The sequence below is a fragment of the Chryseobacterium turcicum genome, from assembly GCF_021010565.1.
Lineage (GTDB): Bacteria > Bacteroidota > Bacteroidia > Flavobacteriales > Weeksellaceae > Chryseobacterium > Chryseobacterium turcicum.
Window position 1 is genome coordinate 2,169,575 of record NZ_JAJNAY010000001.1, and the last position, 16,949, is coordinate 2,186,523.

The following is a 16,949-nucleotide window of genomic DNA, read 5'->3' on the forward strand; positions in this document are numbered from 1 at the left end:
AAATTAAATGAATTTATCTATAGTAATTCCGTTACTCAACGAAGAGGAGTCTCTCGAAGAGTTATTTACAAGAATCGACAACGTTTGCAAAACCAGCAACTTGTCTTATGAAGTTTGGTTTATCGATGACGGAAGTACAGATTTGTCGTGGAGCATTATTGAGAATTTAAAAGTGCAGCATCCACAAATCCACGGAATAAAATTTTCCAGAAATTACGGAAAATCTCAAGCGCTTCATGCGGCTTTTGAAAGAGCAAACGGTGATGTTGTTATCACCATGGATGCAGATTTACAAGACTTCCCGGAAGAAATTCCTGAACTCTACAAAATGATAGTTGAAGATAATTACGATATCGTTTCAGGTTGGAAAAAGAAGCGTTTTGATAATGTAATGACTAAAAATATTCCTTCAAAACTCTTCAATGCAGCAGCTAGAAAAGTTTCAGGAGTTTATTTACATGATTTTAACTGTGGTTTAAAAGCTTATAAAAAACAGGTCGTAAAATCAATCGACGTGTACGGTGATATGCACCGATATATTCCGGTTTTGGCTGCCAATGCTGGTTTTAGAAGAATTACCGAGAAAGAAGTTCCGCACCAGGCAAGACCTTACGGAACCTCAAAATTCGGAACGGAAAGATTTGTTCGTGGATTTTTAGATTTGGTAACGCTTTGGTTTGTAAGTCGTTTTGGCGGAAGACCAATGCATTTCTTTGGGGCAGTAGGTACAATCATGTTTATTGTAGGTTTTCTTTCAGCTTTTTGGTTGGGGATTTCAAAGCTGATTGATGTAGCAAGAGGTATTTATGGACATTTAATCACCAATAATCCTTGGTTTTTTATTGCACTAACGATGATGTTGATGGGAACTTTGCTTTTTATTGCAGGATTTTTAGGTGAAATGATTATCCGTACAAACAGAGAACATAAAAATTATAATATCGACGAAGTGATATAAGCTGTATGAAATTTTATCTATTAATTCTATGTACTTTGTTTCTATCATGTTCGAAAGTGAAAGAGACTACACCGATAACTTCTCGATGGGAATTTATCAGCATCAATGAAGGTGAAAGAAATGAAGTTGACGCTAAAATGTTGAATAACATTAAAGAAGAGTATGGTACTGGTACACTAGAATTTAAGGATGATTTATCTTTTTCATCGTTGGGAAGCAAAAATAAAAGTGAGGGTACTTATACTTTAAAAAATAATATTTTGGTGATGCAATATTCTAATCTGCCTGAGCCCATAGAGTTTAATTATTCTGTAGTTGAAAAAAAATATTTGCTTTTGAAGAATATTGATGGTAAAAAACTAACATGGCTTTATAAAAAAAGTAAATAATGAAAAAAATAGTTGCAGGAGTAAGTTTACTAGCTATATTTTCTTGTGGAAAAATTTCTCCCAAAGGAAATTTAGAAAAAAAAGAAATTGATGTTGAAGAATTTGTAAACCTTGACCTTGAAGGAAAGTTTAGAGTATTTTATGCAAGAGGGCCGAAAAACTTTGTGGAAGTAGAAACTTACCCAAACATAGCTGGAAACCTGGATATCGATGTAGATGATAAAACTCTTTCCATTAAAGAAAGCAGAAAAACAAAGGGCGTTGATTTTTATAATATCACGATTTACTCAAAATATAATTTGGAAAAAATTTCAATTTCAGACTCTGTGGAAATGAATATTTCGAGTGAAATTAAAACAGATAATTTCAAATTAAATTTGAAGAATTACGCTACTTTTATGGGTTCGTTGAACACGCGAAGAGCTGAAATTGACATGCAGAACAGAAGCCGTGCTAATTTTTTAGGAGCGACTAAAGATGCGGTGATAAAAATCTCAGATACAGCAAGTTTAATAGCTCCTTACTGGAAAATTGTGAATCTAAATGTTGATTCTCAAAACGGTAATTATGCAGAAGTTAATGTAAAAGATACGCTGAAAGGAACTGTAAAAAACACAGCAAAATTTGTGTATTATAATGATCCAATTAGAGCTTTTAAAGTTGATAAAACTACGAGAGTAGAGAATAAGAAATTGAACTAAAAGTTGGAAGTTAGAAGTTGGATGAGGGAAGTTTTCTTAGTATAAAGTTTCAAAATTAGTAATCAATACAGATGAAATGAGTTTTAAATTTGAAAAGCTGAGAATTTGGTAATTATCAATGGTATTTGGAGAAAATATTTACAAATTATCTCTAAATTTTCCTAAAGATGAATCTTTTAATCTTACTTCTCAAATTAGAAGAGCTTCGGATTCTATTGCATTAAATATTTCGGAAGGAAGTATTTTGCAGTCTAAATTAGAGTTTAGAAAATTTTTAGGCTATTCAATACGATCATTAGCTGAAGTAGTAACTTGTTTGTACAAAGCGAGAAATAGAAAATATATTTTAGAAGAAGAATTTAATAAATTATATAATGAAAGTTATAGCTTAATGAATCAAATTATAGCTTTCAGAAATCAAATAAAGGAATAAAAAAGCTAGAAGCCTGAAGCAGGATGATGGAAGACTTCCAACCTCCAGCTTCCAACTTCCAGCCTAAAATAACAAAATACACATATGACAACATTAGAAAAAGCGAAGCTTTGGTTAAGCGATACCTTTGATAAAGAAACAAGAGATGCTGTTCAATTATTAATTGACAGTAACTCTCCTGATTTAGAAGATTCTTTTTACAGAGAATTAGAGTTCGGAACCGGAGGAATGAGAGGGATTATGGGGGTAGGAACCAATCGTTTAAATAAATATACGTTAGGTCAGGCTACACAAGGACTTGCAAATTATATGTTGCAGCAGTTTCAAGGTGAGGAAATTAGTGTTGCGATTGCTTATGATGTAAGACATAATTCAAAAGAGTTTGGGAAATTAGTGGCAGATGTTTTAACAGCAAACGGAATTAAAGTTCTTTTGTTTAAAAATCACAGACCAACTCCTGAATTATCTTTTACGGTTCGTGATAAAAAATGTAACGGAGGAATTGTTTTAACAGCTTCTCACAATCCACCAGAATACAACGGATATAAAGTATATTGGAATGATGGGGCGCAAATTGTTCCGCCACATGATGAAGCAATTATCAATGAAGTATATTCTGTGAAATTCGAAGAAATTAAATTTCAAGGAAACGACGATTTAATCGAATGGATTGGAGATGAGCAGGATGACGTTTATATCGATGCCTGTATCGAAAATTCTTCGTATCAAGATGTTGGAAAAGGTAATTTGAATATCGTTTTCACATCGATTCACGGAACGACTTACACAACGGTGCCTCAAGCTTTGGAAAAAGCAGGTTTTAAGAAAGTCGATTTGGTTAAGGAGCAAATGATTCCTAGTGGAAATTTCCCGACCGTAGCTTCTCCAAACCCGGAAGAACCTGCAGCTTTAGAGATGGCAATGGATTTAGCTAAAATCACCAATGCAGATATCGTTATTGGAACAGATCCAGATGGTGACAGATTAGGAATTGCCGTGAGAAATCTGGAAGGTGAAATTCAATTGCTCAACGGTAACCAGTGTAATACTATTTTAACGTATTATATTTTGGATCAGTGGAAAAAACAAGGGAAAATTACAGGAAAAGAATTCATCGGTTCTACCATTGTAACTTCAGATATTTTCTTTGATATTGCCGAAAAATTCGAGGTTGACTGCAAAGTAGGCTTAACAGGTTTCAAATGGATTGGAAAAATGATTCGTGATTTTGAAGGTCAGGAAAAATTTGTTTGCGGTGGTGAAGAAAGTTTCGGGTTTATGACCGGAGATTTTGTACGTGATAAAGATTCTTGTGGAAGTATCATTTTAGCTTGCGAAATTGCAGCTTGGTGCAAAGCCAACGGAAAAACGATGTACGAATACCTGATTGAAATTTATCAGGAAACCGGAATGTATTATGAAGGTTTAATCAATATCGTTAAAAAAGGAAGAGACGGAGCCGAAGAAATTCAGAATATGATGAAGAATTTCCGCGAAAATCCTCCAAAAGAATTAGCGGGTTCTCCTGTGGAAGAAGTTAAAGACTTTAAAGAACAAACCAATTACGTAGTTTCTGAAAACAAAAAACACGTAATGGATGATATTCCAAAGTCTAATGTTTTGATTTATTACACACAAGACGGTACAAAAGTTTGTGTAAGACCTTCGGGAACAGAACCGAAGATTAAATTCTATGTTTCTGTAAAAGAAACGATCACTTCAAAAGAAGACTTTGAAGAAACGTTAAAGTCTCTGGAAGCAAAAATAGAAGAAATAAGAAAAGATCTTCAATTGAATTAAAATAAGGTTGCAGAAATTAGGTTTTAGGTAATAGTTTTTAACTTCTATTTAAACCTAATTCCTGCAACCTATAATCTAAATATCTAATTTAATATATAAAAAGTGAAAGTTTCAAAATTAGCAGCGAACCTTATTGGTTCAGAAATTGTAAAAATTGGTAATGAAGTAAATGATTTAAAGGCGAAAGGGGCAGAGATTGCTAATCTTACGATTGGTGATTTAAACTCAAATCTTTACCCGATTCCTGCTGAATTAAAAGAAGAAATTCAGAAGGCGTACCAGAATAACTTAACCAATTACCCACCGGCAAACGGATTATTATCTTTAAGAAATGAAGTTTCTAAAGACCTTAAAACAAGATGGAATCTTGACTATTCGGCAAATGATATTCTGATTACAGCTGGTTCAAGACCGTTGATTTATGCAGTGTATAAAACAATCGTTGATGAAGGTGATAAAGTAATTTATCCTACACCATCTTGGAACAACAATCATTACGCTTATCTTACTTCTGCAGATGCTGTTGAAGTAAAAACTACTCAGGAAAACAATTTCTTACCCACTGCGGAAGATTTAAAACCACACTTAAACGGAGCTGTTCTTTTAGCACTTTGCTCACCGTTAAATCCTACAGGAACTATGTTTACAGAAGCTCAGTTAAGAGAAATCTGTGAAATGATTTTGGAAGAAAACACAAAAAGAGGAGCAGACGAAAAGCCTTTATATTTAATGTATGATCAGATTTATTCTAATCTTACTTTTGGGGCAAAACATGTAGATCCAGTGTCTCTTTTCCCAGAAATGAGAGAATTTACAATCTATATTGATGGTATTTCTAAATGTCTTGCCGCGACTGGAGTTCGTGTAGGATGGGGATTTGGTCCGGCTCATATTATAGACAAGATGAAAGCTTTATTAACTCATGTTGGAGCTTGGGCACCAAAACCGGAGCAGGAAGCAACTGCAAAATATTTCCAAAATCCCGATAATGTAAATACATTTATCAATGATTTTAAAGGAAAATTAGAAGCGAGTTTAAAAGTTCTTCATAAAGGAATCCAGGATTTAAAAACCAATGGTTTGACGATTGATAGCATTGAGCCGATGGGAGCAATGTATCTTACCATTAAATTAGATTATATCGGAAAAACAAAACCAGACGGGGCAGTAATTGAAAATTCTTCTGATTTGGTTTTCTATTTAATCAATGAAGCAGGAGTTGCTTTAGTTCCTTTTTCTGCTTTTGGCGAAGAGAAGTCAGAACCTTGGTTTAGAGCTTCTGTTGGAGGTTTAGATATCAAAGAAATCGAACTGATGATGCCTAAATTGGAAAATGCTTTAAATAATTTAAAATAGTTTAAATTATTTTTCTAACTTTATACAAGTTGATTCTTATTATAAGAATCAACTTTTTTATTATAAATACTTAATATCTACACAAATGGATAATGAAAAAAAAGAAACCAATCAAGAGTTGGAGCAAAATCTGCCAGAACAAAATAATAATTCGGCTTCTGGTGACTTTTCAGAACATCAAAATTCTGAATCTCAAAATACCGATTCTGAAACTCCCGAAAATACTTTAGAACAAAATCTAAAACAAACTTTACCTGCAGCCGAAAGAAAGAAAAGAAATCCTTATAAAATTGCTTTTTTTAGCTTGGGAGGAATTATTATTTTAGGTGGTGCTTTTTATTTTGGATATAAATATTATAAAGATCATCAGGTTGTACCCATCGTTGAAAACGTTTGTCTTGATAGCGATACCAAGATTTATGATGCCTATAAAGATGCAGTGGTTATGGTAAAGCACAGATATGCTTTTTTTGCTAAAATTAAAGGAAAAGAAGTTCAGCTTACTATTCCTGAAGCTTCTGAGGAAACGCTTTTTGGAACTGCATTTTTTGTCGATAAAAAAGGGAATATGATTTCAAACAGTCATGTTCTTCAACCTTGGAATTCATCCGAAAATATAGAGAAAATATCCACTGATGCTGCAAATATCCGTAGAAAAATAGCATCTATTCTTACGACAGATATTACAGAAGACGGTTACGAAACTTTTATAGCATCCAATTGGGGAAATGCTTCGTCAGAATACAATGAAGAAGGTGATGGCGATTATCATGACGAAAGCTCGGAAAGAAATGAGGGTGAAGAATTCATTAATTCAAATGATACAGTAGCAGATTCTGCGTCTGAATCTGTAGATATTGCAGCTTCAATTCCGCACAAAAATTACGTTTCTGAAGACGATATTGAAGTCTACATGAAAACCGTAGATATTTCTGTTGCTCTTCATAATTCAGCGGAAGAATGGTTGCCATGCTCCATTGAAAAAATTTCTGAAGATGCAACTATTGATTTAGGTGTCTTACAATTAGCAACAAAAGAAACACCCAATACCGTCGTAAATATTATCAATCTTGATAATGCCATAACTGATGATCAAACTTTACGTCCAGGCGAAAAAGCGGTATTGATTGGCTATCCTTTGGGTGAAGATTTAGCACAAACTATTTCCGGGATTAAAGTGCAGTTGTATAATGGGCAAATCAGTAAAGAATCAGACGGAACCAAAATTCAATACAGTGTTACTTCAACAAATGGAGCAAGTGGGTCGCCCGTTTTTAATAATTGCGGACAACTTATTGCCGTAAATTTCAGTGGTGTTGAAAAAGTACAAGGTTATAATTTTGGAATTATTGCTAAAAAAATCTATGCTGTATATCCTGTTACAGATACGACAGCAACACAAAATAAATAATAATTGTAACGAATAAAAACCAAATTATCAGATGAAAAAAATTAATTGTTTTATGGCAACCTTGCTCTTCAGTGTTGCATTTGCCCAATTTCCGATATTAGAAATCGGAAATGAAAAAAAACATCCTGTTATTCTACAGGAAGCTAAAATTGATACCAAAATTCTCGGAAATCTTGCTACAACGACGGCAACTTATACTTTTTATAATCCAAGCAATAGAATTCTAGAAGGAAAACTTACTTTCCCGCTACCAGAAGGAGTAAGTGTAAGTGGTTATGCATTAGATATCAACGGAAAACTCAGAAACGCTGTTCCCGTCCCTAAAGAACGAGCCAAAGAAGTTTTTGAAAGCATTGAAAGAAGAAATGTAGACCCCGGAATTATTGAAAAAGTAGAAGGAAATAATTTTAGAACGAGAATTTATCCTATTCCACAAAACGGAAGCAGAACGATTCAAATTACTTATCATCAGGAACTGAAAAATTTCGCTTCAGATTATCAGTATTTTTTAAGTTTTGCCAATGCCACCACCATTCCAAAGTTTAATCTTAAAGTTTGGATTAGCGAAACGGCAGCCATTCCTAAAATACTAGAAAATCCTGATGGAAGTTTTTCTTTTCAGAAACAAGGAAATCAATGGATTGCAGAAATTTCTAAAAATGATTTTAGACCTAATGAAAGTTTAAAAATAACAATTCCTAAAAACCAAAATTCGTCAAATGTTGTTTTACAGAAAGCTTCAGGAGATAAATATTATTTCGCTGCAAACGTTGGATTAGATTTTCCTGTAAAAGAGAAACCAAAGTCTCAGAAAATTGCCATTATTTGGGATAATTCTTTCAGCGGGTCTAAGCGTAACAGAGATAAAGAACTACAATTTTTGAATGCTTACTTTAACGATAATAAAGAGGTTTCTGTTTCTTTTTCTTTGTTGAATAACACGTTTGAAAAGGCTGAAGAATATAGTATTTCTCAAGGGAATTGGGCTGATTTGAAAAATAAAATCCTCAATCTAAAATATGATGGCGGAACTGATTTTGGAGCTTTAAAAGAAATTAATGGAGTAGAAGAATGTCTTCTTTTTTCAGATGGAATTTCCAATTTTGGAGATTTTATAATGAAATTTAAAAAGCCTGTAAACAGTATTTCAAGCACGCCGACTTCAGATTTTAATCTGCTTACATTATTAGCCAATCAATCGGGTGGAAATTTTATTAATTTAAATGAATTAGATACATCAGCCGCTTTTAAAGCGTATAAAAAATTGCCCATTCGTTTTTTAGGTTTTAAAGAAAACCAAAATATGCAGGAATTGTTTCCCAACATTGGCTTAGTAATTAGTGAGCCTGTCAATATTTTTGGGATTACTACCGGAAATGTAGGTAAATTAACCGCTGTTTTTTCTGTTGGAAACGAAAAATTTGAATCACCTGTTGACTTTTCAAAAGCTCAATTATTAGAAAATTGGCAAATCTCACAGTTTTGGGCACAAAGGAAAATAAACGAATTAGAATTAAATTCTACCCAAAACCGTCAGGAAATTAAAAATATCTCTGAACAGTTCGGTGTGGTCAGCAAAAATACAAGTTTGATTGTTTTAGATGATATTGATGATTATATAAGATATAAAATAACACCACCGCAAGAGTTATTGGCTCAATATCAGAAAGTTATTGCCAATAGTGAAAATAAAGTTTTAGAAAAGAGAAAAATTCTTTTATCTAAAGCTTTCGATAAAACCAAAGAATTAAAAACATGGTGGAATACAGAATTTAAACCTCTAGAAAAGAAAAAATATCCTAAAGTTGCTAATCAGTCTGTGGCAGAACCTCAAGCAAATGCTGTGATGAGTGAAGTTGTAAATTCGGGAAGAGTAGATATGTCAATGGAGATTTATAGTGATAAAGCTATAAAAAAATCACAAGATTCTAACGGGAAAATTACTCTAATTGATATAGAAAGTACTGAAGAATACATGCAAGACTTCCAAAACTTGCAGTCTGCAGATGTAATTTATCAGAAGTATTTAGAAAACCGTTCAAAGCATGAAAAACAAGTTTCATATTATTTTGACGTTTCTAAATTACTGTTTAAAAAAGGAGATAAAGTGCTTTCACTAAAAGTTTTAAGTACTTTGGCTGAGCTTGATTTAGAAAATGAAGAATTGTATAAAACGATTTATTACCTTTTAAAGCAACGAGGTTATTACGATAAAGAACTATGGGTTACCCAAAAAATCCTAGAATGGCGACCTTTTGATGCACAAAGTCACAGAGATTACGCATTGGCTTTGGTTGATAATAAGAAACCTCAGGAAGCGCTCAATGTATACAAATCTTTATTGTATCAGGAATTTACAGACGAAATTTCTACACGAGATAACGGAATTGAAGAAATCCTGATTATGGAAATCAACAATATTTTAAAGCAAAATAAAAATATTGACGGAAGTAAAATTGATGACCGTCTTAAAGCCGATCTTCCAGTCGATATCCGCGTTGTTATCAATTGGAATAAAGACAATACAGACATCGACCTTTGGGTGACAGACCCTAAAGGAGAAGACTGTTCTTATTCTCACAAGTCTACCGCAATCGGGGGAAGATTGAGCAATGATTTCACTCAAGGTTTCGGGCCAGAGCAGTTTCTGCTGAAAAAAGCCGTTAAAGGAAAATATAAAATTAAAACCAATTTCTTTGGTGAAAGACAAAATATGATTTCGGGACCTACAACAATTATGGCAGAAGTTTATCTCTATTATTCGGATGGTAGACAAGAGAGAAAGATTGCCGTTTTCCAAAGCCAAAAAGAAAATAAAAAAGAAAGTGACAGTAAAATTCTGATTGGAGAATTTGAGTTTTAAGAAAAATCACATAAATTGCCGAAGGTTTGTACTTTGGCAATTTTATTTGATCAAAGTAGAGAGTGAAAAAAAATAAAAAATGATTAATGAAATTCCAGAGAAAAACTTTTCTTGAAACAAAATGGTTAAGCTATTTCACTGTAGCAATTATCATTTTGGTTATTTTGAGTGTTTGGCTTTCCGGTACACATTCTCACAGATCTTTATTTCAAAATTCTATCGTATCAACATCCATTTTAGCTGGAGTTTTTTTTATTTTTATTAGCTCAGGACTATATTTTGGATGGAAACTTAAAGATAATGTCGGGCATATTTTGCATAAAGAAAAAGTTAAAAAGTATTCAGAGAATATTTCTTTACCTGATGTTTCCGGATTTGATCCACCTGCTGTAGGAGACGGAATAGGGGGAGTTATTGCCTCAATTATTTTATGGTTTTTAATTTCAATTGTATTTGCTTTTTTATTATACTTTTTAGGGTTCTTCTTCTGGGCGGCAATTTTATTTTTCGCTGCCATGTTATATTGGATTTTTTTCCGAGCTTTACGATTGGTATTTAAAAATTCAAGAAAATGCAAAGGCTACTTATTGAAAAGTTTAGCATTTGGATTTTTTTACTCTTTTCTGTACATTTCATGGATTTACGGAATCATCTTTTTAGTTAATTATTTAAACTAAAACTCACATTTAATAATTTATATTCAAATAAAATGAAAATTATCGCGGTTATTCCTGCACGCTATGAAGCCAGCCGTTTTCCGGCAAAACTGATGCAGATTTTAGGAGACAAAACAGTTATTACAACAACATATCAAAATGTTGTGGAAACCGGACTTTTCGATGAAGTTTTTGTAGCCACAGATTCTGAATTAATCTTTAAAGAAATTGAAAATCATGGCGGAAAAGCTGTAATGACCGGGCAACATGAAACAGGAAGCGACCGTATTGCAGAAGCCGTACAAAATATTGACTGTGATATTGTAATCAACGTTCAGGGAGACGAACCGTTTTTGAAATTAGAACCTTTAAAACAACTCATTGAAGTTTTTAACGAAGATGAAAATCAGGAAATTTCTTTGGCTTCATTAAAAATAAAACTTCACGAAAAAGAAGAAATCGAAAGCCCAAATAACGTAAAAGTGATTACTGATAACAATGGTTTTGCTTTGTATTTCAGTCGTTCAGTGATTCCTTTTCATAGAGAAATCTCTTATAATGTTGATTATTTCAAACATATCGGTGTCTACGCTTTCAGAAAACACGCTTTACTGCAGTTTTCAAAATTAGAAATGAAACCATTAGAGATTTCAGAAAAAATAGAATGCATCCGTTATTTGGAATATGGAATGAAAATAAAACTCATAGAAACCAATTTCATCGGAGTCGGAATTGATACACCGGAAGACTTAGAAAAAGCAAGGAAGTTAATTTGAAAATGTGTTAATTTGAAAATTTAATACGAATGTCCGTTTTTAATTATAATATTAGAAATCAACAGTACTTTTTTATTCCGAAAGAATCTCAACATCCTAAAAATAAAGCAGTTTAGGCTCTTATGGAAAGACAAATAAGTTGTTATAAGCTAAGTTATTATTAATTGCAGATATTTATGAAATGTAATGCATAGTTTGCCATTTTCAAATTACCACATTTTCAAATTTTCAAATTAAAAAAACCTTATATTTGAATTTATAAATTGATTTAATGAAGAAATTACTCATCGTTTTCGTCCTGATTATTTCTCAACTGGCTTTTGCCCAGACTGCTAAAGAAATTATTGATAAAAACATAGAATCGTCGGGAGGATTAACTAGTTGGAAGCTTTTAAATTCAGTATTCCTTCAAGGGAAAGTAATTTTAGGGATTAAAGACGAATATCCTATTAAAATATACCAGCAAAGACCAAACCTAACCAAAACGGTAATTACGATTAGTGGAAAAGATACTGCTATTGAAGGGTATGACGGAACTAAAGGCTACGCGATGAATTATGCTACCAATAAGCTACAGGAGTATAAAGAATATGTTCCGGAAAGCTTTGATAATGATTTTATCGATTGGGAAAATAAAGGGTTTGAGGCTAAATATTTAGGCAAAGAAAAAGTAGGAGAGGTTTACTGTCACAAAGTAGAATTGACTAAAAATGTCAACAAAAACTACTATTATTTTGATACCAAATCGTTCATGCTTTTAAAAGAAATGAAAAAAGATGAAACTTTAACATATTCAGATTACAAAAAGGTAGGAAATTTGATGATGCCATTCAGAATAGAATCATCAAGTGCCAAAAAAGACGGCGACTATGTAATGCTTCTTAATAAAGTGGAGATTAATAAAGTCTTTCCTATTAATAGTTTTAAATTTTAAAATAGATATCTCAAAATGAAGAAGATTTTTATAGTGCTTATTTCTTTCATAGCATTTTCTAACAGTTGCGCTCAGAAAAAAAGCGAAGTTTCTAAAGTAAAAAGCAAACAGGTTATGTCAAAAACAATATACGATTACAAAGTAGATGCTCTTGAAGAAGGCAAAACAATTAATTTTGCAGATTTTAAAGGGAAAAAAATCCTTATCGTAAACACTGCTTCAGAATGTGGTTTTACCCCTCAATATGAAGATTTGGAGAAGCTTTCTAAAGAATATGGTGATAAATTGGTAATTGTTGGTTTCCCTGCAAACAATTTTGGAGGACAAGAGCCAGGAACCAATGTTGAAATTGGTGCTTTTTGTCAGAAAAACTATGGCGTTACTTTTCCTTTGGCAGCTAAAGTTTCTGTAAAAGGAGAGGATACAGCTCCAATTTTCAAGTATCTTACTGAAAAAGAATTGAATGGAGTGAAAGACACTGAAGTAAAATGGAATTTCACCAAGTTTTTATTGGATGAAAATGGTAAGCTGATTGATAGTTTTGTAAGCAAAGTAAAACCTACAGACGAGGCAATTACTAAATATTTGAAATAATTATCAAAATATATTTTTAAAGCGGATTTTTTAATCCGCTTTTTTTATGTCTAAAATTTTCTAATCTATTCCAATTGCTCTAATATTTCATCGGGCAATTCAAGATTAGACTTCAAAATATCCATGTTTACCATTGTTCGGAAATGGTTGATATTTTTATTACTATAGAAAATTTTTCTCGTTAAAACTTCATAATCTTTCATAGAAGGAACTACAATAATCAGAATAAAATTAGAAGTTCCGGTGACGAAATAGCATTGCTGCACTTCAGGAGTAGATGTAAAAACTGATTTGGCATAATCTAAAAGTTCAATCTTTTCACTTTCCATAAAAATTTCTACAATTAATGTAATACAGTGATTGATTTTATTAATGTCAATCACCGAAACATCTGCTTTTATAATTCCAGATTCACGCATTCTTTTAATTCTACGCTGAACAGCAGCAGCAGAAAGCCCAATTTTTTCGCCAATATCTCTTTGAGGAGTTAAATTATCTTTCTGAAGAATTTTTAAAATGGCAGTATCAAATTGATCGAGTCTTTTCAAAATAGTAATGATTAAAATTAAATATGAAACAAAATTGCAAAAAAGTATTGAAATTTCATTAAAAAGCAATTGTTATTTGATGCAATTTTGCAAAATAATTATCGAACAATGAATGTTTTTAAAGGTTTTCTATTAGCTGTAGTTGCAGCGCTACTTTGGGGAGTTTCCGGAACTTTCGGGCAATTTCTTTTTCAGCAAAGAGGAATTAATATCGAATGGCTGATTACCGTAAGAATGCTAATTTCCGGGATATGTTTACTTTTGTTCGCTAAATTCATTGATAAGGCAGACTTATTTTCTATTTGGAAAAACAAAAAAGATGCTATTCAATTAACGGTTTTCAGTATCACCGGAATGCTTGCCGTGCAATACACTTATTTTGCAGCAATCAAACATTCAAATGCGGCTACAGCAACAGTTTTGCAATACGCAGGTCCAGTTGTAATTGCTATTTATTTAGCTTTTAAAAATAAGAAAACTCCTTTGATGATTGAATTTTTAGCAATTGCTTTAGCGGTTACCGGAACATTCTTATTGGTAACTCACGGAGATATTAGTAGTTTGAATATTTCAAAAACGGCATTGTTTTTTGGCTTAGCTTCAGCTGTGGCACTAGCCATTTACACCTTACAACCGGTAAAATTACTTTCAAAATATAAATCATCGGTGGTCATAGGATGGGGGATGATGTGCGGTGGTTTTGTTTTTAGCTTTGTGAAATCTCCGTTCAGCATCGAAGGAATCTGGGATTTTCAAACATATTGGTACACCGCATTTATTGTGATTTTTGGAACCTTAATTGCGTTTTATGCATATCTTACCGCTGTACAAATTATCGGCGGACAAAAAACAAGTCTTTTAGCTTCAATGGAACCGCTTTCTGCAACAGTTTTGGCAGTACTTTGGCTGAACGTTTCTTTCTCTACAATCGATTGGATTGGAAGTTTACTTATTATCTCAACCGTATTTTTACTCAGTAAAAAACCAAAGAAATTAAGCGAAATAAAAGAAATTGAAAATTAATGTTTTACCAAAATCTTTTCAGTTGCTTTCTTGCTTAAGACTTCTGTTTTTTCTAAAATTTCTATGGTCATAGATTTATCAAAATCTTCAATTTTAATAATTTTAATCTTCGTATTTAAAAGAAGTTTTCTTTCGGTAAGGTAATTCAAAAAGGCGTCATCAGATAAGGTAACCGAAGTAAAAACAACAGTTTCACCAATTTTACAGTTGCTTAATTGCTGCAAATCCTGAGAGATGATATTTCCATCTTTATCGGGAATAGGCTCACCATGAGGGTCAAATTTCGGATAATCTAGAATTTCATCCATTTTATCAAAGAAAACCTGAGAATGTACATGTTCCAATTGCTCTGCAATCTCGTGTACATTTTCCCAGCCAAAATTCATTTTTTTTACCAAAAACATTTCGGTAAGACGGTGTTTTCTTACCACCAAAGCAGCTTCACGTCTACCTTTTTCGGTAACTCTTAGTGGCTTATAGGTTTCATAGATTACCCAGTTTTTATCGGCAAATTTCTTCATCATGTTATTAACGCTGGGCATTTTTACGTTTAGAAATTTGCTCAGCTCGTTAATTGTAACTTTCCCTTCATGGTCAACTACATGAAACAAAGCTTTCAGATAGTTTTCTTCTGTTAATGTTGTTCTCAAAATGTTAGATGATTTTCGTTACAAATCTAACAAAATATTTTTTAAATCTAGGTCTTGTTATTTTAAGATTTTTTAATTTTGCAGGATGAAATTTTCTTTTAAAAACGATTATTCCGAAGGATGTCATCCTCAGATTTTAGAATCTCTTCTTCGAAATAATCTCGATCAGCAAGCAGGATATGGGGAAGATGATTATTCTAAAAAAGCTAAAGATATAATTAAAGCTAAGATTGAAAATAAGGAGGCAGAAGTGTACTTTGTTTCTGGTGGAACTCAGGCTAATCTTATTGTAATTTCCTCAATATTAAGACCTTATGAATGTGTTATTTCTGCATCAACCGGTCATATTTTAAACAACGAAACAGGAGCAATTGAAGCAACGGGGCACAAAATTTTAAGTATAGAAAAAGAAGACGGAAAACTTTTTCCGGAAGATATTATTCCTGTTTTAGAGAGTCATCAAAATATTCCGCATCAGGTAATGCCCAAGTTAGTTTATATTTCAAATTCTACTGAACTCGGAACAACTTACACGAAAAAAGAGCTGGAAAATCTTTCAGCGTTCTGCAAGAAAAACAATCTGTATCTTTTTATGGATGGAGCTAGGCTAGGGCACGCGTTAACTTCAGAAATCAACGATTTAGAATTAAAAAACATTGCTGAATTAACCGATATTTTCTACCTGGGAGGTACTAAAAATGGAGCTTTATTAGGGGAAGTAATAATAATTACTGAAAATGATTTGAAGCGAAATTTCGCCTTTAATATAAAGCAAAAAGGTGCGTTATTAGCAAAAGGAAGACTTTTGGGAATTCAGTTTTTAGAATTGATGCAAGATGACCTTTATTTTGATTTAGCCAAAAACGCAAACCAACAGGCTATGAAGATTAAAAAAGCGCTGTCTGATAGGGGAGTGCAGTTTCTCTCTGATACATATACCAACCAAATCTTCCCTATTTTAAACAATCAAACTATTGAAGTTTTAGCTGAAAAATTTGAATTCTATATTTGGAAAAAAATCGATGAAAATTCTTCAGCAATCCGCTTAATAACCTCTTGGAGCACTCAGAACAATGCTGTTGAAGATTTTATTGAAACTTTTAATAGTGAATTATAGTAAGATTAGCCACGAATACACGAATGTTTTTATGCAAAACATGATGAAAACATTCGTGTATTCGTGGCAAAAAAAAGCAATTTATTGTAAAACTTTTGCTACAACCTTACAGTCTGTTTTTTCTAGCTTTTGCCCTGCTTTATAATCTATTTTCTTCTCATCTACATAACGCATTACTCCATTGTCATCTGTTTGATTTCCAATTCCTTCCGTTAAAAGATTTCCTTTCTGAATAAAGAAAATATCTCTTTTGCTGGTGGTTCCTTCAGCAGCAAACTCGTAAGTAAGTTTTAAAGTATCCCCCGATTTGAATCCGGATAATTCACCTTTTGAACCATCTTTTTCATTATTTTTATAAGCCATTTTTCCTGACAGCGTGCCCAAATTATCATCAATACTTACAAAAACACTGTCTTTTCCGGTAACACCTGAATAACAGGAGCTTTTTGCACCTAAAGTATCAATAACCGTTTCAGTTGGAGCTTCAATTGAATCTGCAATGACCACAGGTTTTACAGATTCTTTTTTTTTATCGCAGTTCATCATCAAAATAGACAATGCACTGAGTAGAATATACTTTATGTTAAATTTTATAATTGCTAATATAAACATTAAAAAACTCTGAAACTAATTCAAATCTGCACATAAATGCTAATCGCTGAGAATCGCGTAAAAAATATTTTTCGGATTACGTTCCGTTTTAACGGAAAATTAAATTTACCATTTTTAAATGAAATTGT

17 protein-coding genes are annotated in these 16,949 nt (G+C 32.5%); 13 read left to right on the plus strand and 4 right to left on the minus strand.

The window, feature by feature from the left end; all coding sequences use genetic code 11:
* The first annotated feature begins 7 nt into the window (after window positions 1–7).
* The 8 genes from LO744_RS09840 to LO744_RS09875 all read left to right on the plus strand — a co-directional run bounded on the left by LO744_RS09840 (window position 8) and on the right by LO744_RS09875 (window position 9,911).
* Window positions 8–958, plus strand: coding sequence for a glycosyltransferase family 2 protein (locus tag LO744_RS09840; RefSeq protein WP_230668993.1), 951 nt, complete (start codon window positions 8–10; stop codon window positions 956–958).
* A gap of 5 nt (window positions 959–963) precedes the next feature.
* Window positions 964–1,347, plus strand: a complete 384-nt coding sequence (locus LO744_RS09845) for a hypothetical protein (RefSeq protein ID WP_230668995.1) — start codon at window positions 964–966, stop codon at window positions 1,345–1,347.
* Window positions 1,347–2,048 carry a GIN domain-containing protein gene (locus tag LO744_RS09850; RefSeq protein WP_230668997.1) on the plus strand — a complete coding sequence of 234 codons (702 nt, stop codon included), beginning with the start codon at window positions 1,347–1,349 and terminating at the stop codon, window positions 2,046–2,048. Before LO744_RS09845 ends, LO744_RS09850 begins: the two co-directional genes overlap by 1 nt.
* A 118-nt stretch (window positions 2,049–2,166) precedes the next feature.
* The gene (locus LO744_RS09855) at window positions 2,167–2,481 is read left to right on the plus strand and encodes a four helix bundle protein (RefSeq protein WP_230668999.1); all 315 of its coding nucleotides are present in this window, start codon (window positions 2,167–2,169) and stop codon (window positions 2,479–2,481) included.
* Between the two features lie 84 nt (window positions 2,482–2,565).
* Window positions 2,566–4,281 (plus strand): phospho-sugar mutase, encoded by a 1,716-nt coding sequence (locus LO744_RS09860; RefSeq protein WP_230669001.1) that lies wholly within the window; start codon window positions 2,566–2,568, stop codon window positions 4,279–4,281.
* Between the two features lie 102 nt (window positions 4,282–4,383).
* On the plus strand, window positions 4,384–5,637 hold the full coding sequence (locus LO744_RS09865) for a pyridoxal phosphate-dependent aminotransferase (RefSeq protein WP_230669003.1): 1,254 nt from the start codon (window positions 4,384–4,386) through the stop codon (window positions 5,635–5,637).
* Between the two features lie 85 nt (window positions 5,638–5,722).
* The gene (locus LO744_RS09870) at window positions 5,723–7,048 is read left to right on the plus strand and encodes a S1 family peptidase (RefSeq protein WP_230669005.1); all 1,326 of its coding nucleotides are present in this window, start codon (window positions 5,723–5,725) and stop codon (window positions 7,046–7,048) included.
* 31 nt (window positions 7,049–7,079) lie between these two features.
* Window positions 7,080–9,911 (plus strand): VIT domain-containing protein, encoded by a 2,832-nt coding sequence (locus LO744_RS09875; RefSeq protein ID WP_230669007.1) that lies wholly within the window; start codon window positions 7,080–7,082, stop codon window positions 9,909–9,911.
* Between the two features lie 208 nt (window positions 9,912–10,119).
* On the opposite strand, the gene LO744_RS09880 is transcribed toward LO744_RS09875, so the two are convergent.
* Window positions 10,120–10,428, minus strand: a complete 309-nt coding sequence (locus tag LO744_RS09880; RefSeq protein ID WP_230669009.1) for a hypothetical protein — start codon at window positions 10,426–10,428, stop codon at window positions 10,120–10,122.
* A 192-nt stretch (window positions 10,429–10,620) separates the two neighbouring features.
* Between LO744_RS09880 and kdsB the strand changes: the two genes are divergently transcribed.
* From kdsB to LO744_RS09895, 3 genes are all read left to right on the plus strand, one after another.
* Entirely contained in the window at window positions 10,621–11,343 is a 723-nt protein-coding gene (gene kdsB / locus LO744_RS09885; protein ID WP_230669011.1) for a 3-deoxy-manno-octulosonate cytidylyltransferase, read from the plus strand.
* 271 nt (window positions 11,344–11,614) lie between these two features.
* Entirely contained in the window at window positions 11,615–12,277 is a 663-nt protein-coding gene (locus LO744_RS09890) for an outer membrane lipoprotein-sorting protein (RefSeq protein WP_230669013.1), read from the plus strand.
* 15 nt (window positions 12,278–12,292) lie between these two features.
* On the plus strand, window positions 12,293–12,871 hold the full coding sequence (locus LO744_RS09895; protein WP_230669015.1) for a glutathione peroxidase: 579 nt from the start codon (window positions 12,293–12,295) through the stop codon (window positions 12,869–12,871).
* 65 nt (window positions 12,872–12,936) lie between these two features.
* Here the strand turns inward: LO744_RS09895 and LO744_RS09900 are convergent, their stop codons facing one another.
* Window positions 12,937–13,419 (minus strand): Lrp/AsnC family transcriptional regulator, encoded by a 483-nt coding sequence (locus LO744_RS09900; RefSeq protein ID WP_230669016.1) that lies wholly within the window; start codon window positions 13,417–13,419, stop codon window positions 12,937–12,939.
* 108 nt (window positions 13,420–13,527) lie between these two features.
* On the opposite strand from LO744_RS09900, the gene LO744_RS09905 reads away from it, so the two are divergent.
* Complete coding sequence (locus tag LO744_RS09905; protein ID WP_230669018.1) at window positions 13,528–14,442, plus strand: DMT family transporter; 915 nt, start codon at window positions 13,528–13,530, stop codon at window positions 14,440–14,442.
* Here the strand turns inward: LO744_RS09905 and LO744_RS09910 are convergent.
* Window positions 14,439–15,092, minus strand: coding sequence for a metal-dependent transcriptional regulator (locus LO744_RS09910; protein ID WP_230669020.1), 654 nt, complete (start codon window positions 15,090–15,092; stop codon window positions 14,439–14,441). The two genes, LO744_RS09905 and LO744_RS09910, sit on opposite strands and share 4 nt — an antisense overlap.
* A gap of 85 nt (window positions 15,093–15,177) precedes the next feature.
* Between LO744_RS09910 and LO744_RS09915 the strand changes: the two genes are divergently transcribed.
* A complete protein-coding gene (locus tag LO744_RS09915; protein WP_230669022.1) occupies window positions 15,178–16,209 on the plus strand; it encodes a threonine aldolase family protein in 1,032 nt (343 codons plus the stop codon).
* 81 nt (window positions 16,210–16,290) lie between these two features.
* Here the strand turns inward: LO744_RS09915 and LO744_RS09920 are convergent, their stop codons facing one another.
* Window positions 16,291–16,821 carry a hypothetical protein gene (locus LO744_RS09920; RefSeq protein ID WP_230669024.1) on the minus strand — a complete coding sequence of 177 codons (531 nt, stop codon included), beginning with the start codon at window positions 16,819–16,821 and terminating at the stop codon, window positions 16,291–16,293.
* Window positions 16,822–16,949: the final 128 nt, after the last annotated feature.

What these genes read in the sequence shown, in the direction of transcription:
- LO744_RS09845 (WP_230668995.1), top strand. Translation starts at nt 964, where the DNA reads ATGAAATTTTATCTATTAATTCTATGTACTTTGTTTCTATCATGTTCG.
- LO744_RS09915 (WP_230669022.1), top strand. Translation starts at nt 15,178, where the DNA reads ATGAAATTTTCTTTTAAAAACGATTATTCCGAAGGATGTCATCCTCAG.
- LO744_RS09840 (WP_230668993.1), top strand. Translation starts at nt 8, where the DNA reads ATGAATTTATCTATAGTAATTCCGTTACTCAACGAAGAGGAGTCTCTC.
- LO744_RS09880 (WP_230669009.1), bottom strand. Translation starts at nt 10,428, where the DNA reads ATGGCAGCGAAAAATAAAATTGCCGCCCAGAAGAAGAACCCTAAAAAG.
- kdsB (WP_230669011.1), top strand. Translation starts at nt 10,621, where the DNA reads ATGAAAATTATCGCGGTTATTCCTGCACGCTATGAAGCCAGCCGTTTT.
- LO744_RS09895 (WP_230669015.1), top strand. Translation starts at nt 12,293, where the DNA reads ATGAAGAAGATTTTTATAGTGCTTATTTCTTTCATAGCATTTTCTAAC.
- LO744_RS09920 (WP_230669024.1), bottom strand. Translation starts at nt 16,821, where the DNA reads ATGTTTATATTAGCAATTATAAAATTTAACATAAAGTATATTCTACTC.
- LO744_RS09875 (WP_230669007.1), top strand. Translation starts at nt 7,080, where the DNA reads ATGAAAAAAATTAATTGTTTTATGGCAACCTTGCTCTTCAGTGTTGCA.
- LO744_RS09905 (WP_230669018.1), top strand. Translation starts at nt 13,528, where the DNA reads ATGAATGTTTTTAAAGGTTTTCTATTAGCTGTAGTTGCAGCGCTACTT.
- LO744_RS09860 (WP_230669001.1), top strand. Translation starts at nt 2,566, where the DNA reads ATGACAACATTAGAAAAAGCGAAGCTTTGGTTAAGCGATACCTTTGAT.
- LO744_RS09850 (WP_230668997.1), top strand. Translation starts at nt 1,347, where the DNA reads ATGAAAAAAATAGTTGCAGGAGTAAGTTTACTAGCTATATTTTCTTGT.
- LO744_RS09870 (WP_230669005.1), top strand. Translation starts at nt 5,723, where the DNA reads ATGGATAATGAAAAAAAAGAAACCAATCAAGAGTTGGAGCAAAATCTG.
- LO744_RS09890 (WP_230669013.1), top strand. Translation starts at nt 11,615, where the DNA reads ATGAAGAAATTACTCATCGTTTTCGTCCTGATTATTTCTCAACTGGCT.
- LO744_RS09855 (WP_230668999.1), top strand. Translation starts at nt 2,167, where the DNA reads ATGGTATTTGGAGAAAATATTTACAAATTATCTCTAAATTTTCCTAAA.